The organism is Pseudomonas sp. DVZ6, assembly GCF_024259445.1.
GTDB classification, from domain to species: domain Bacteria; phylum Pseudomonadota; class Gammaproteobacteria; order Pseudomonadales; family Pseudomonadaceae; genus Aquipseudomonas; species Aquipseudomonas peradeniyensis.
In genome coordinates, this window is the sequence record NZ_JANCLM010000071.1 from 1 (window position 1) to 14284 (window position 14284).

Sequence of the window (14284 nt, forward strand, 5' to 3'; positions counted from 1 at the left end):
CACAGGGGATGCGTACTTCTGCTGCACGCCTCACAAACGAAAACGCCACCGCAGATGCGGTGGCGTTTTTTTCTGCGACGGGTTCCTTCCCGATCAATGCCAGACAGCCAGCAGAGCTTCGAGCTCTTCCTCGCTGATCAGGCCTTGAGGGTATCGCCCATCCAGCAGGCGTCGTGGGTCGGTCGTCCTGACCCGATTGTCTCCATGACGTTTCAACCACTGAGCCAGGATTCTGAGCGATCGGTGGCTGGCTGCCGCTGGGGGCAAAGCCGACTCACTTGCTGCGTTCATTTCCTCACGTACTCCCCGGGCCTAGTGAGCGGCTAAGGTACTTCAGGCGCGTTACAGAATGGCGTAGGTCCATTCCCCTGAAGCACGAGGAAAAATCAATACAATTGCTGTGCCATGCCGCCCGACCGACTATCGCGAGCATAAAAAAACCCGTCATCCGACGGGTTTTTCACTCATTGGCCGATCAACGTTTTACCGGTGCCGGCTGCTGCTGGGTCAGGCAGTGGATGTTGCCACCGCCCAGCAGCAGCTCGCGCCCCGGGATCATCACCACTTCGTGATCCGGGAAGACCTTGGCCAGGATCGCCCGGGCCTGGGCATCGGCCGGGTCGTCGAAGCTCGGGGCGATGATGCCGCCGTTGACGATCAGGAAGTTCACGTAGGAACCGGCCAGACGCACCGACGGGTCACGCTCCTGGCTGCCCACCACATGATCGACGCCGTCGCATTCTGCCTGGGTGGCATACAGCGGCCCCGGGATCGGCATCTTGTGCACCACGAACTCGCGCCCTTTGGCGTCACGGGTGTTTTTCAGCACCTCGTAGGCGGCATGGCAGCGTGCATAGTTGGGGTCATTGGAATCATCGGTCCAGGCCAGTAACACTTCGCCGGGGCTGACGTAACAGCAGAAGTTGTCGACGTGGCCATCGGTCTCGTCGTTGTACAGGCCGTCCGGCAGCCAGACGATGGTCTCGACCGCCAGGTGCTCGCGCAGGATGTCCTCGATCTGCTCGCGGTTCAGGTGCGGGTTGCGGTTGCGGTTGAGCAGGCACTCCTCGGTGGTGATCAGGGTGCCTTCGCCGTCGACGTGGATCGAACCGCCCTCGAGCACGAAACCTTCGGTGTGGTAGCGCTGCACGCGCTCCATCTCCATGACCTTGGCGGCCAGCTCCTCGTCGCGGTTCCACGGTGCGTACAAGCCACCGTCGAAGCCACCCCAGGCGTTGAAGCCCCAGTCCACGCCACGCACTTCGCCATGGTCGTTGATGACGAAGGTCGGCCCGGTGTCGCGCACCCAGGCGTCATCGTTGCTGATCTCGACCACGCGGATGTTGGGCAGGTCGAGCTGGCGACGGGCGTTGGCGTACTGGCCGGCGGACACCGCCACGGTGACCGGCTCGAAACGGGCGATGGCCTTGGCCAGAGTCACGTGCGCGGCCTGCGCCGGCTTGCCACCCAGGCGCCAGTTGTCCGGGCGCTCCGGCCAGACCATCCACACCTGGGTCTGGGGGGCCCACTCGGCGGGCATATGGAAACCGTCGGCGCGGGGAGTCGAGTTGAGCGTTTTCATCGATGGCCTCTGATGGCAACTGTCGGTGGTCCAGGGCCCGCTGCGCGCGCCTTTCGCGGCACAAGGCCGCTCCTACAAAGAAAATGTGTGGGACCTGTAGGAGCGGCCTTGTGCCGCGAAAGGACCGCATCGCGGTCCCGGCTACGGTAAAGCGGACATTTATAAACGATAAATATCGACTTTAGAAGTTATCGACAAGACCGTTTTCGTATAAACGACGCACAAAATCCGATAAAAATCGATATCACAAACCTTCACCCAGGATCCGCTCCACGCTGTCGACAAAGTAGTCCACGCTCGCCCGCGTGGTGCACATCGGCGGTTTGATCTTGAGGATGTTCAGGTAGTCGCCGGTCGGCTGCATGAAGATCCCCAGGTCGCGCAGGCGATCGCACAGGATCATGGTCTCCTCGGTCGCCGGCTCCAGGGTCTGGCGGTCGCGCACCAGTTCCAGCCCCAGGTAGAACCCGGAACCGTGGGCGGCGCCGGCCAGCGGATATTTATCGACCAATGCCTGCAGGCGTGCCTTGAAGTGGCGGCCGACGTCACGGGCGTTGTCCCACAGCCCTTCGTCGCGCATCACATCCAGCACCGCCATGCCGATGCAGCAACTGACCGGGCTGCCTCCGGCCGAGGAGAAGAAATAGCCCTCGGCCTCCAGTGCCTCGGCGATCTCGCGCCGGGTGATCACCGCGCCCAACGGCTGGCCGTTGCCCATGCCCTTGGCCATGGTGATGATGTCCGGCACCACGCCCTGCTCCTCGAAACCCCAGAAATACTCGCCCAGGCGCCCATAGCCGACCTGCACCTCGTCGGCGATGCACACCCCGCCGCGCTGGCGCACCTTGGCATAGGCCTCACGCAGGTAGCCCGGCGGCAACGAGATGCCCCCGGCGTTACCGTACACCGGCTCGCAGATCATGCCGGCCAGCTGGCGGCCACGGGCGTCGAGGTCGGCCAGCTTGGCATCGACATCACGCAGGTAGTCGGCGGCGCTGTCGGCGCCCCGGTAGCGGCCACGGAAGGTGTTCGGCGCCTCCACCGGATGCACCCAGTCCGGACGGGTCTCCAGAGCCTGGGGGTTGTCGGCGATGGAGGTGGAGATCGCGTCGGTGGCCACCGACCAGCCGTGGTAGGCCTCCAGCACGCTGAGCAGGTCGCGCCCGCCGCTGTAGGCCCAGGCCAGGCGGATCGCTAGGTCGTTGGCCTCGGTGCCGCTGTTGACCAGGAACACCCGGTCAAAGCCTTCCGGGGCCACTTCCAGCAAGCGCTCGGAGAACTCGGCGATGGCCGCGTAGTGGAAGCGCGAGTTGGTGTTGAGCAGCGACCACTGGCGCGCCGACTCGGCGACCATGCGCGGATGGCCATGGCCAAGCACCGCGACGTTGTTGAGCATGTCGAGGTACGAGCGGCCCTGCATGTCGATCAGGTAGTTGCGCCAGCCGCGCTCGATATGTGGCGGCTGGGCGTAGTAATGCTTCTGCGAGCGGGCGAAGCTGGCATCGCGACGGGCCAGCAGCGCCTGCGGGTCGGCCAGCGGCTCGGCGTCGCAGTCAAAGCCCAGCAGGGAGCGCGGTGACGGGCACAGGGCCAGCCAGGCGGATGCGTGGGACGGTGTGGCGAAGAACGGTGGGCGGGTATCGACATCCAGGCACAGCTGCACGCTGAGGAAGCCACAGGTCGCGCCCAGCGCCTGCCCCTTGAGCAGCGCCTGGCCATCGGCCGGCGTCTCTTCCAGGCCAGCGAGCCACAGGCTCCAGTGTGCGGTTCGCAGGCAGCCACGACCATCCCCGGTGCGCTGCCAGATACCGGCCTCGGGTGCTTGCAGCGCGCTGCCGGGCAGCAGGCTCAGCTCCACGCCCAGGGCACAGGTGGCCGGCTCTTCGGGCCGATCGATATGGGTTTGCGACAGGCGGTACTGCCCATGGAGGCTGCACGCCGGGCCCGGCTGGGCGGCGAGCAGGCGCTGGTCGAAGCCCGGCTGCTCCCAATTGCCCGCCTCGCAGAGGGGGCTGAGCACGCCCAGGTCGACCCGGGCGACCGGCTGCCCGGCAAGACTCGGCAGCAACGCGGCGCAAGCGCTCATGTCCGGCGTCACGGGCACCTGGCCCGCCGCCTGCAGGATCGCCGCCTCCATCAGCGCGGCGGGTACGGCGCAGGCAGTGTCGAAGATCTCCCACTCATGGGCAATGTTGTCGCGGGTGTACTGGTTGTCCGGGTCGATCGCCAGCTGCTGCTCGCTACTGAGCACCAGCACCGCGGCGCGGTTCAGCACCAGCGGCCACAAGGCGCGCAGCTCAACCTCCTGCAACGGGTTCGCCGCGTGATAGGCGCTGACCGCTGGCAGGATGCGCAACGGGTCGCCCTCGGCGTGGTGCAGCAGGGCCGCGCAGGTCACCGACAGGTCGGCGATGCGCCAGGTACGCAGCAAGTCGCCGAAGTCGATGACGCCCTGCACCTGCCACTGCCGCTGGTCGTCGCGGGCCCAGACCACATTGTCGTCGGTGATGTCCAGGTGCACGGCCTGGACCGGTAACTGCTCGACCAGCGGTTGCAGGCGAGTGGCTGCGAGCTCGGCGACCTGTGCCACCTGCTCGCGACGTCGGGCATCCTGTAACACCGGCAACAGGTACTGGATCAGCGCTTGAGCGTGCCGCGGGTCCCACTGCAGGGTGCGCTCCAGCCCTGGGTGATCGAAATCGGCCAAGGCCCTGTCGACCTTGGCACAGAGCGCCCCCATCCCGGCCATCAACCGCGGGGCCATGTGCTTGAGGCGGGTCAGCGGCTGACCGTCGATAAAATCGAGCAAACGCACGCGTAGAGCCTGGCCATCGATATCCAGCGCCAGCAGATCCTCGCCGTCGATGGCCCGTCGGACCGCAGGTACCGGCAATGCGCGTTCGCGCAAATGACCCAACGCGGCATGCTGGGCTTCCAGTTCAACCTTGGCGTAGCTGCCGTGACAGACCTTGAGCACATAACGCGCATCGCGGCCATCGACCTGGAAGTTCAGGTCCTGCTGGCTGCCCAGCGACTGCAGGTCTCCCTCCAGATCGTAATGCGCCCGCAGCAAGGCATGGGCCCGGGCCTCGCTGAGCGAAGGAGCGGGCAAGCTGGAGCGCTGGATCAGGGTGGAAAGCGGCATGGCGAAAAACCTCGTTTTTCTTGTATGACGCCACCAGGCAGGCAAATTGGCAAGCTGGCAGCGTACAATTGGCGTTTCGTCGCGCTGGACATGCAACCCGGCGCATTCAACTTGCCTCCCGCCTTGTCAGCCGACAAGCTGTGAGCCCGTTAGCCACCGTCATTATTGGAAGGAAAGGGAATCCGACATGCGTATTCTCATTACCGGGGGAGCCGGTTTCATCGGATCGGCCCTGGTACGCCACCTCATCAGCAATACCGAGCATGAAGTCCTCAATCTCGACAAGCTGACCTATGCAGGCAACCTGGAATCACTGTCGAGCATCGCCAGCAATTCGCGCTATGAGTTCGCCCAGGTCGATATCGTCGACCAGGCCGCCGTCAGTGCTGTGCTCGCCCGGTTCCAGCCACACGCCATCATGCACCTGGCGGCGGAATCGCATGTGGATCGCTCCATCGACGGTCCTTCGGACTTCATCCAGACCAACATCGTCGGCACCTACAGCCTGCTGGAGGCTGCCCGGGGTTACTGGAACACGCTGGACGACGAGGAGCGCAAGGCTTTCCGCTTCCATCACATTTCCACCGACGAGGTCTACGGTGACCTTCACGGGGTCGACGACCTGTTCACCGAAACCACGCCCTACGCCCCCAGCTCGCCCTATTCGGCGAGCAAAGCGGCCTCCGACCACCTGGTCCGCGCCTGGCACCGTACCTACGGGTTGCCGGTGCTGCTGACCAACTGCTCCAACAACTATGGGCCGTTCCACTTCCCCGAGAAGCTCATTCCACTGGTCATTCTCAACGCCCTCGAAGGCAAGCCGCTGCCGGTCTATGGCGATGGCCTGCAAGTGCGTGACTGGTTGTTCGTCGAGGATCACGCCCGCGCACTGTTCAAGGTGGTGAGCGAAGGCGAGGTCGGCGAGACCTACAACATCGGTGGCCACAACGAGCAGAAGAACATCGATGTGGTGCGTGGCATCTGTGCCCTGCTCGAGGAGCTGGCTCCGCAACACCCTGCAGGAATTGCGAACTACGCTGACCTGATCACCTTCGTCAAGGATCGCCCGGGCCACGACCAGCGCTATGCCATCGACGCCAGCAAGATCGAGCGCGAACTGGGCTGGGTTCCCGAGGAAACCTTCGAGACAGGCCTGCGCAAGACCGTCCAGTGGTACCTGGACAACCTTGAATGGTGCCGCCATGTCCAGGATGGCAGCTATCAGCGTGAACGACTGGGCAACAACGATTACAAGGATTCGATCGCATGACCAAGGGCATCATCCTCGCCGGCGGCTCCGGCACTCGCCTGCACCCGATCACACTGGCCACCTCCAAGCAGCTGCTGCCCATCTACGACAAACCGATGATCTACTATCCGGTCTCTGTCCTGATGCTGGCGGGTATCCGCGATATCCTCCTGATCTCCACGCCCGCCGACCTTCCGCAGTACCGCCAGCTGTTCGGTGACGGCAGCCAGTTCGGCATCAACCTCAGCTATGCCGAGCAACCGTCACCCGACGGCCTGGCCCAGGCCTTCCTGATTGGCGAGGAGTTCATCGGCAACGACTCGGTATGCCTGATCCTGGGCGACAACATCTTCCATGGCCAGGGCTTCAGCGAACAGCTCCAGCGCGCGGTCAAGCACCAGGCCGGCGCCACGGTGTTCGGCTACTGGGTCAAGGACCCCGAGCGCTTCGGCGTGGTCGAGTTCGACGGCAATGGCCGGGCCTTGTCGATCGAAGAAAAGCCAGCCAAGCCAAGGTCCAGCTACGCCGTTACCGGCCTGTACTTCTACGACAACGATGTGGTGAAGATTGCCAAGGGAGTCAAGCCCTCCCCACGCGGCGAACTGGAGATCACCGACATCAACAACGCCTACCTGGAACGTGGCGACCTGCGCGTGGAGCGCCTGGGGCGCGGCCTTGCATGGCTCGACACCGGCACCCACGACAGCCTCCTGGAAGCTTCCCAGTATGTGCGGACCATCGAGCACCTGCAGGGATTGAAAATCGCGTGCCTGGAAGAGATCGCCTATCAGAAAGGCTGGATCAGCCGTCAAGAATTGCAGAAGAAGGCCGAAGAACTTAAGAAGACGGGGTACGGACAGTACCTCAGTAAATTGATAGAAGAGACCCCATGAATATCATCGCCACGGCCATCCCGGATGTTCTGATCATCGAACCGAAGATTTTTGGTGATAGCCGTGGCTTCTTCTTCGAAAGCTTCAACGCACGGGATTTTGCCGACAAGGCTGGCGTTGACGTGAACTTCGTGCAGGACAACCACTCACGCTCGCAAAAGGGCGTGTTGCGCGGCCTGCACTACCAGATCGACAATCCCCAGGGGAAACTGGTGCGGGTCATGCAGGGCGAGGTCCTCGACGTCGCCGTGGACCTGCGGCAAAGCTCACCTACCTGTGGAAAGTGGGTCGCGACGCGACTGAGCGCCGTGGAGCACCGTCAATTCTGGATACCACCAGGATTTGCCCATGGCTTCCTGGTGCTGAGCGAGTCGGCCGACTTCCTCTATAAAACCACCGATTACTACACCCCGAGCGCCGAACGCTGCATCCGCTGGGATGACCCTCAGCTGGCGATCGACTGGGGCCTGCTGGAAGCACCGATCCTGTCCGCCAAGGACCAGGCCGGCAAATTGTTCAAGGATGCGGAGCTGTTCCCGTGAAAATCCTTGTCTGCGGCCACAATGGCCAGGTTGCCCAGGCGTTGCAGGGCGCCCTGGCCGGACTGGGCGAGGTGTGCCTGGTTGGCCGCGACCAGTTCGACATGGCCCGACCGGAACAGCTGCGCGAACCACTGCGCCGACAGCCCCCCGACCTGATCATCAATGCGGCGGCACACACTGCGGTGGATCAGGCAGAGAACGAGCCGGAACTGGCCTTCGCCATCAATGCCGAGGCGCCAGGAATAGTGGCCGAGGAAGCCGCACGCCTTGGCGTGCCACTGATCCACTACTCCACCGACTATGTCTTCGACGGCAGCAAGGCCACGCCATACGACGAGGACGACGCGCCCAACCCCCTGGGAATCTACGGACGCAGCAAGCTGGCCGGAGAACAGGCGATCCGCGCAGCAGGCGCAGAACACCTGATCCTGCGCACCAGCTGGGTCTATTCGCTGCATGGGCGCAATTTCCTGCTGACCATGCAGCGCCTGCTTCAGGAACGCGCCCAACTGAAAGTGGTGGACGACCAGATCGGCGCCCCGACCTGGGCAGCCACAATTGCAGCCAGTACGCGTGCATTGATCGAGCGCTGGCAGAACGGCCAGGCCGGCGCCTGGGGCACCTACCACCTGACCGCCCAGGGTGAAACCTCCTGGTTCGGCTTCGCCCAGGCCATCGGCGAACAGCTCAAGATCCGTGGCCTGCCCTGCGCCGAATTGCTGCCGATCCCTTCCAGCGAATACCCGACACCGGCAAAGCGACCGCTCAACTCGCGCCTGGACTGTTCGCGCCTGGCCCGCGAATGGCAGGTCAGCCAGCCACACTGGCACGATGCACTCATCGACTGCCTCAAGTAGCGCATAATTGCGCCAGATCCTACTGGCGCCATTATCGCAATGATCCCAAGACCCACGCCTCCCCGCCGCCCCCGCTGGCGCAGCCTGGCCCTGCTGGCGCTGTGCCTGGCCCCGCTGCTGTGGCCGCTGCACCACCTGGCCGAGCGCTACTATCAGGACGAACTGGCTTCGCAGAACCGCCAGACCCTCGACCTCTACGTCGCCAACCTGCTGGGCACCCTGCACCGCTATGAAACCCTGCCGCAGATCCTCGGCGACCTGCCGGCGCTGCGCAGCGTGCTGGCCGACCCGTTGCGCCTCGAGGCGGTGACCAACGCCAACCGCCTGCTCAAGCACATCACCCAGCAGACCGGCGCCGAGGTGATGTACCTGATGGATGTCAGCGGCAACACCCTGGCCGCCTCCAACTGGGACAAGCAGGACAGCTTCGTCGGCCGCAACTTCTCGTTCCGCCCCTACTTCATCGAAGCAATGGAGGGCCGCCTGGGGCGCTTCTTCGGCCAAGGCACCACCTCGGCCAAGCGCGGCTACTTCTTCGCCGCCGCCGTGCACGACCGCGACAAGGTGATCGGCGTGCTGGTGGTCAAGGTCGATCTCGATCACACCGAGACCCTCTGGGGCCGCACTCCGGAACAACTGCTGCTGACCGACCAGAACGGCGTGGTGGTGCTCACCTCGCGCCCGGACTGGCGCTTTCGCGCCACCCGCGAGCTGACCGCGGCCGAGCGCCAGGCCATCGTCGCCATCCAGCCCTACCCGACCCAGGCGCCGCAACCGCTGACCCTCGACCAGGCCGCCTGGCTGATCCAGACCCGCGACATCAAGGAAACCGGCTGGCAGGTGAGCATCCTCGCCCCGCGCCTGCTGGTCGACCGCTCGGTGCAGACGGTCATGGCCATCGGCGGCGGCGCGCTGCTGGTGACCATGCTCCTAGCCGGCCTGGTGATGCAGCGCCGTCGCCACTACATCGACCGTATCGATTTCGAGGCCCGTGCCCGCCAGGAGCTGGAAAACCGCGTGATCGAACGCACCGCCGACCTCGAAGGCCTCAACACCCGACTCAAGAGCGCGGTGCTCGAGCGCGAAAGCGCCCAGCAAGAGCTGGTGCGCGCCCAGGACGAACTGGTCCAGGCCGGCAAGCTGTCGGTGCTCGGCACCATGTCGGCCAGCATCAGCCACGAGCTGAACCAGCCGCTGGCGGCCATCCGCAGCTACGCCGAGAACGCCGAGATCCTGCTTGATCATCAGCGCACCGAGGACGTGCGCGGCAACCTCAAGCTGATCGGCGAGCTGACCGGGCGCATGGCCTCGATCATCGCCCACCTGCGCGCCTTCGCCCGCCGCGACCAGCACGCCCCGGAAAGCGTGGCCCTGCAACCGGCCCTGGACGACGCCCTCGCGCTGCTGGCCAAGCGCCGCCGGGCCATGGCCGTGGAACTGGTGCGCGACCTGCCCGAGGCTACCCTGTGGGTGCAGGCCGGCGAGACCCGCCTGCGCCAGGTGCTGGGCAACCTGCTGGCCAACGCCCTCGATGCCCTCACCGAGAAAGCCAACCCACGCAGGCTGTGGCTGAGTGCCGAACGCCAGGATGACTGCGTCTACCTGTACATCCGCGACAATGGCCCCGGCTTCAGCCGCCAGGCCCTGGAGCACGCCAAGGAACCGTTCTTCACCACCAAGACCCGCACCCAGGGCCTGGGCCTGGGCCTGGCCATCTGTGAAAGCCTGATGCATGCGCTGGGCGGCGAGCTGCTGCTGGGCAACCACCCGGAAGGCGGTGCCCTGCTGACGCTGAAACTGCGTGTGGCCAAGCCCGGCGCCAACCTGCAATCTTCGGAGGACACCTCGGCATGACCGAGACACTGATCGACAGCCACGCCCAGGTGCTCCTGGTCGACGACGACCCGCACCTGCGCCAGGCCCTGAGCCAGACCCTGGACCTGGCCGGGCTCAAGGTCGTGGCTCTGGCCGACGCCCAGGGCCTGGCCGGGCGCATCGAGGAAGACTGGCCAGGGGTGGTGGTCAGCGATATCCGCATGCCCGGCATCGATGGCCTGCAACTGCTGGAACAACTGCATGCCCGCGACAACGAGCTGCCGGTACTGCTGATCACCGGCCACGGCGATGTGCCGCTGGCGGTGCAGGCAATGCGCGCCGGCGCCTACGACTTCCTCGAAAAGCCCTTCGCCAGCGACGCCCTGCTCGACAGCGTGCGCCGTGCCCTGGCCCTGCGCCGCCTGGTGCTGGACAACCGCAGCCTGCGCCTGGCCCTGAGCGACCGCCAGCAGCTGGCCACGCGCCTGGTCGGCCAGTCGCCGGGCATGCAGCGCCTGCGCGAGCAGATCGGCGCTCTCGCCGGGACCCGCGCCGATGTGCTGATCCTCGGTGAGACCGGTGCGGGCAAAGAGGTGGTGGCCCGTGCCCTGCACGACTTGTCGAGCCGCCGCGACGGCCCGTTCGTGGCGATCAACGCCGGCGCCCTGGCCGAGTCCGTGGTCGAGAGCGAGCTGTTCGGCCACGAGCCCGGGGCTTTCACCGGGGCGCAGAAACGCCGGATCGGCAAGTTCGAGTTCGCCAACGGCGGCACACTGTTCCTCGACGAGATCGAGAGCATGAGCCTGGATGTACAGGTCAAGCTGCTGCGCCTGCTGCAGGAACGGGTTGTCGAACGCCTGGGCGGCAACCAGCTGATCCCGCTGGATATCCGCATCATTGCCGCGACCAAGGAAGACCTGCGCCAGTCTGCCGACCAGGGCCGCTTCCGCGCCGACCTGTACTACCGCCTCAACGTCGCGCCGCTGCGTATTCCCGCGTTGCGCGAGCGCGGCGATGACATCCTCGTGCTGTTCCAGCACTTCGCCGACGCCGCCAGCGAGCGCCACGGCCTGCCGCCCCACAGCCTGCAACCGGCGCAGCGCGCCGTGCTGCTGCGCCACGATTGGCCGGGCAACGTGCGCGAACTGCAGAACGCCGCCGAACGCTTCGCCCTGGGCCTTGAGCTGGCCCTCGATGGCCAGGCGCCCGCGGCGACCCATGACATCCAGGTGCCCGTGCCAACCGGCAACCTCAGCGAGCAGGTCGAGCAGTTCGAACGCTCGCTGATCGCCGCCGAGCTGGGCCAACCGCACAACTCGATGCGCAGCCTCGCCGAAGCCCTCGGCATCCCGCGCAAGACCCTGCACGACAAGCTGCGCAAGCATGGCCTGAGCTTCGACGGCGGCGGCGGGCACGACGACCAGGAGGACAACCGTCCATGAGCACCGACAGCCAGTACCTGCAATCCGTGTTGCACAGTGATATTCCCCTGACCCGCGAGATGGGGATGGAAGTCATCGATTGGCAGCGGCACTGTCTGCGCCTGAAGCTGCCGCTGGCCCCCAACGTCAACCACAAGAGCACCATGTTCGGCGGCAGCCTGTACTGCGGCGCGGTGTTGGTGGGCTGGGGCTGGCTACACCTGCGCCTGCGCGAGCTGGGGATCGATGACGGGCATATCGTCATCCAGGAAGGGCAGATCAGTTATCCGCTGCCGGTTACCGGTACGGCGGTGGCACAGTGCCCGGCGCCGGACGAGAAGACCTGGGAGCGGTTCCTGACGATGTACCAGCGTCGCGGGCGGGCGCGGCTGACGTTGGAGACGGTGGTGAGCAACGAGGGTAGCGACGAGCCTGCGGTGAGGTTCAGCGGGCAGTACGTGTTGCATCGCTGAAAGCTTGGAGGCCCTTCGCGGCACAAGGCCGCTCCTACAGGGAAACGTGATCCCCTGTAGGAGCGGCCTTGTGCCGCGATGGGCTGCAAAGCAGCCCCGGCTATCTCAAGCCCGGATAGCACCCGCCAGCTCAACCAACGCCTGCCGCCAGCCGGCAGCCTTGGGCAACGCCAGGAAAAACGGATTGAGCAACGACTCCCGCGCCGGATACCGGAACGGCAATCCATCCAGCCCGATCACCTCACCCCCGGCCCCTTCCAGCACGCCCTGGGCAGCCGCCGTATCCCACTGCGAGGTCGGCGCCAACCTCGGATAACAGTCAGCAGTGCCTTCAGCCAGCAGGCAGAACTTCAGCGAACTGCCGATATTGGCCAGCTCCAGCTCACCCACCGCACCACTCAACCCGGCCAGCAGGGCCTCCTGCTGCGGGCTGGAATGCCGGCGGCTGGCGACGACGGTAAACTTCGCCCCCTGCGCCGGCGCGTTACGTACCTGGATCGGCTGCTCGGCACCATCACGCTCCACACGCCAGGCCCCCAGGTTGCGCCCGCCGAAATAACAGCGGCCATTGGTCGGCATCGCCACCACCCCGAACACCACCTCGCCGTTCTCGATGAGCGCGATATTGACAGTGAACTCTTCGCTACCGGCAATGAACTCCTTGGTGCCATCCAGCGGATCGACCAGCCACCAGCGCTGCCAGCCTTGGCGGGTGGCCAGCGGAATCTCGCAATCTTCCTCGGACAGCACCGGGATCTGCGGTGCCAGCGCCTGCAACCCATCCACGATCACCCGATGAGCCGCTAGGTCGGCAGCGGTCACCGGCGAATCGTCGGCCTTGCTGGTCACGGCCACATCGGCGCGCCAGAACGGCAGGATCGCCTCGCCGGCCGAACGGGCGAGATTCACCACGTCCTGCATCAATAGCCGATCGCTCATACGCTCAGCACCCCACGCTGGATCAGCAGGTCACGGGCCAGGTACAACGCCGCCAGCGCCCGTCCTTCGGTAAACTGCGGGTGCATGGCCAACGCCGAAAGCTCGCGCAGGTTGACCTTGTCGACCCGCATCGGCTCGGGCTCGTCACCCTCCAGGCGTTCTTCGTACAGGTCCGAGGCCAGCACCACCTGGATCTTCTGGCTCATGTAGCCGGGCGACAGCGACAGCTCGGTCAGGTGCTCCAGCTGGCGTGCGCCGAACCCGGCCTCTTCCTTGAGCTCCCGGTCGGCGGCAGCCAGCACGTCCTCGCCCGGCTCGATCAGGCCCTTGGGCAAGGACAGCTCGTATTCATCAGTGCCGCCGCAGTATTCCTCGACCAGCAGCGCGTGCTCGGCATCGAGCATGGCCACGATCATCACCGCGCCATAACCGTTGCCACGACCGACCAATCGCTCGTAGGTGCGCTCGGTGCCGTTGGAAAAGCGCAACTGCACGGCCTCGACCCGGAACAGGCGGCTGCTGGCGACGATCTCGCGGCTGAGGACGGTGGGTTTCTGGCGCATGGGGCGGCTCCTTGGCGTGAACGGGTTACTATACCGTGGCTTGCCGACTGATCGAGAATTTCCCATGCCCGTTCTTCCCTGGTCCGCCATCGATACCGTCCTGCTGGACATGGACGGTACCCTGCTCGACCTGCACTACGACAACCGCTTCTGGCTGGACCACCTGCCCCAGCGCTACGCCGAGTTGCATGGCGTGAGCCGAGCCATGGCCGAGCTTGAGCTGCGCCCGCTGTTCGAACAGCATGCCGGGACGCTCAACTGGTACTGCCTGGACTTCTGGAGCCGCGAGCTGCGTCTGCCGATCCGCGAGCTGAAACAGGAGATCGCCGACCTTATTGCCCTCAAGCCGGATGCCGACACCTTTCTCGCGGCCGTGCGCAAGGCGGGCAAGCGGGTGGTGATGATCACCAATGCGCACCGCGATTCGCTGTCGCTGAAACTGGAGCGGGTGGAACTGGCGCCGTACTTCGAACGGCTGATCAGTTCGCATGACTATGGATATCCGAAAGAGAGCCCGCAGTTCTGGGACGCGTTGCACGCGGATATCGGCTTCGAACCGGCGCGCAGCCTGTTCATCGACGACACCCTGGCGATTCTGCGCAGTGCCCGGCGGTACGGGGTGGGGCATCTGCTGGCGGTGCGCCAGCCGGATAGTCGGGCGGAGCCTCGGGATACCCAGGAGTTTGCGGCGGTCGAGGATTACCGGGAGTTACTGGTTGGCCTGTGAGGGCCTCTCGCGGGTAAACCCGCTCCCACAGGAGTTGCACAGTCCTTGAATGTGGTGCAGTACCTGTGGGAGCGGGTT

The 14284-nt window shown here is 65.1% G+C and carries 13 protein-coding genes; 8 read left to right on the forward strand and 5 right to left on the reverse strand.

Features of this window, described 5'->3' with window-relative positions; genetic code table 11:
• Nucleotides 1–93 precede the first annotated feature (93 nt).
• The 3 genes from NMG10_RS25325 to NMG10_RS25335 form a co-directional block, all read right to left on the reverse strand.
• On the reverse strand, nt 94–291 hold the full coding sequence (locus NMG10_RS25325) for a hypothetical protein (protein ID WP_232854837.1): 198 nt from the start codon (nt 289–291) through the stop codon (nt 94–96).
• Nucleotides 292–475: 184 nt separating this feature from the next.
• A complete protein-coding gene (gene aguA, locus NMG10_RS25330; RefSeq protein ID WP_254465337.1) occupies nt 476–1582 on the reverse strand; it encodes an agmatine deiminase in 1107 nt (368 codons plus the stop codon).
• Between the two features lie 244 nt (nt 1583–1826).
• The gene (locus NMG10_RS25335) at nt 1827–4727 is read right to left on the reverse strand and encodes an aminotransferase (protein ID WP_254465338.1); all 2901 of its coding nucleotides are present in this window, start codon (nt 4725–4727) and stop codon (nt 1827–1829) included.
• A gap of 187 nt (nt 4728–4914) precedes the next feature.
• Between NMG10_RS25335 and rfbB the strand changes: the two genes are divergently transcribed.
• Genes rfbB through NMG10_RS25370 form a run of 7 tightly spaced genes read left to right on the forward strand, consistent with a single transcriptional unit; the run spans nt 4915 to nt 11977 of the window.
• Nucleotides 4915–5997: a dTDP-glucose 4,6-dehydratase gene (rfbB, locus tag NMG10_RS25340; protein ID WP_203648756.1), complete on the forward strand. Its 1083-nt coding sequence runs from the start codon at nt 4915–4917 to the stop codon at nt 5995–5997.
• The gene (gene rfbA, locus NMG10_RS25345; protein WP_203648764.1) at nt 5994–6869 is read left to right on the forward strand and encodes a glucose-1-phosphate thymidylyltransferase RfbA; all 876 of its coding nucleotides are present in this window, start codon (nt 5994–5996) and stop codon (nt 6867–6869) included. The genes rfbB and rfbA overlap by 4 nt, the downstream gene beginning before the upstream one ends.
• Nucleotides 6866–7411, forward strand: a complete 546-nt coding sequence (gene rfbC / locus NMG10_RS25350) for a dTDP-4-dehydrorhamnose 3,5-epimerase (protein WP_186712097.1) — start codon at nt 6866–6868, stop codon at nt 7409–7411. Before rfbA ends, rfbC begins: the two co-directional genes overlap by 4 nt.
• The gene (gene rfbD, locus NMG10_RS25355; RefSeq protein ID WP_254465339.1) at nt 7408–8268 is read left to right on the forward strand and encodes a dTDP-4-dehydrorhamnose reductase; all 861 of its coding nucleotides are present in this window, start codon (nt 7408–7410) and stop codon (nt 8266–8268) included. Before rfbC ends, rfbD begins: the two co-directional genes overlap by 4 nt.
• A 39-nt stretch (nt 8269–8307) precedes the next feature.
• A complete protein-coding gene (locus tag NMG10_RS25360; RefSeq protein WP_232854834.1) occupies nt 8308–10122 on the forward strand; it encodes an ATP-binding protein in 1815 nt (604 codons plus the stop codon).
• Nucleotides 10119–11525 (forward strand): sigma-54 dependent transcriptional regulator, encoded by a 1407-nt coding sequence (locus NMG10_RS25365; RefSeq protein ID WP_203648775.1) that lies wholly within the window; start codon nt 10119–10121, stop codon nt 11523–11525. Before NMG10_RS25360 ends, NMG10_RS25365 begins: the two co-directional genes overlap by 4 nt.
• Complete coding sequence (locus NMG10_RS25370) at nt 11522–11977, forward strand: YiiD C-terminal domain-containing protein (protein WP_203648777.1); 456 nt, start codon at nt 11522–11524, stop codon at nt 11975–11977. Before NMG10_RS25365 ends, NMG10_RS25370 begins: the two co-directional genes overlap by 4 nt.
• Before the next feature lie 105 nt (nt 11978–12082).
• Here the strand turns inward: NMG10_RS25370 and cysQ are convergent, their stop codons facing one another.
• Together cysQ and nudE are read right to left on the reverse strand one after the other, a co-directional pair.
• Nucleotides 12083–12916 (reverse strand): 3'(2'),5'-bisphosphate nucleotidase CysQ, encoded by an 834-nt coding sequence (gene cysQ / locus NMG10_RS25375; RefSeq protein ID WP_254465340.1) that lies wholly within the window; start codon nt 12914–12916, stop codon nt 12083–12085.
• On the reverse strand, nt 12913–13479 hold the full coding sequence (gene nudE, locus NMG10_RS25380; RefSeq protein ID WP_254465341.1) for an ADP compounds hydrolase NudE: 567 nt from the start codon (nt 13477–13479) through the stop codon (nt 12913–12915). Before nudE ends, cysQ begins: the two co-directional genes overlap by 4 nt.
• Nucleotides 13480–13543: 64 nt before the next feature.
• Here nudE and yrfG point away from each other — a divergent pair, with 64 nt between their 5' ends.
• The gene (gene yrfG, locus NMG10_RS25385; protein ID WP_254465342.1) at nt 13544–14206 is read left to right on the forward strand and encodes a GMP/IMP nucleotidase; all 663 of its coding nucleotides are present in this window, start codon (nt 13544–13546) and stop codon (nt 14204–14206) included.
• The last annotated feature ends 78 nt before the right edge of the window (nt 14207–14284 follow it).

Coding starts and splice junctions, on each gene's coding strand:
- aguA (WP_254465337.1), bottom strand. CDS start 1,582: ATGAAAACGCTCAACTCGACTCCCCGCGCCGACGGTTTCCATATGCCC.
- NMG10_RS25360 (WP_232854834.1), top strand. CDS start 8,308: ATGATCCCAAGACCCACGCCTCCCCGCCGCCCCCGCTGGCGCAGCCTG.
- nudE (WP_254465341.1), bottom strand. CDS start 13,479: ATGCGCCAGAAACCCACCGTCCTCAGCCGCGAGATCGTCGCCAGCAGC.
- yrfG (WP_254465342.1), top strand. CDS start 13,544: ATGCCCGTTCTTCCCTGGTCCGCCATCGATACCGTCCTGCTGGACATG.
- NMG10_RS25325 (WP_232854837.1), bottom strand. CDS start 291: ATGAACGCAGCAAGTGAGTCGGCTTTGCCCCCAGCGGCAGCCAGCCAC.
- rfbB (WP_203648756.1), top strand. CDS start 4,915: ATGCGTATTCTCATTACCGGGGGAGCCGGTTTCATCGGATCGGCCCTG.
- rfbC (WP_186712097.1), top strand. CDS start 6,866: ATGAATATCATCGCCACGGCCATCCCGGATGTTCTGATCATCGAACCG.
- NMG10_RS25365 (WP_203648775.1), top strand. CDS start 10,119: ATGACCGAGACACTGATCGACAGCCACGCCCAGGTGCTCCTGGTCGAC.
- cysQ (WP_254465340.1), bottom strand. CDS start 12,916: ATGAGCGATCGGCTATTGATGCAGGACGTGGTGAATCTCGCCCGTTCG.
- NMG10_RS25370 (WP_203648777.1), top strand. CDS start 11,522: ATGAGCACCGACAGCCAGTACCTGCAATCCGTGTTGCACAGTGATATT.
- rfbA (WP_203648764.1), top strand. CDS start 5,994: ATGACCAAGGGCATCATCCTCGCCGGCGGCTCCGGCACTCGCCTGCAC.
- NMG10_RS25335 (WP_254465338.1), bottom strand. CDS start 4,727: ATGCCGCTTTCCACCCTGATCCAGCGCTCCAGCTTGCCCGCTCCTTCG.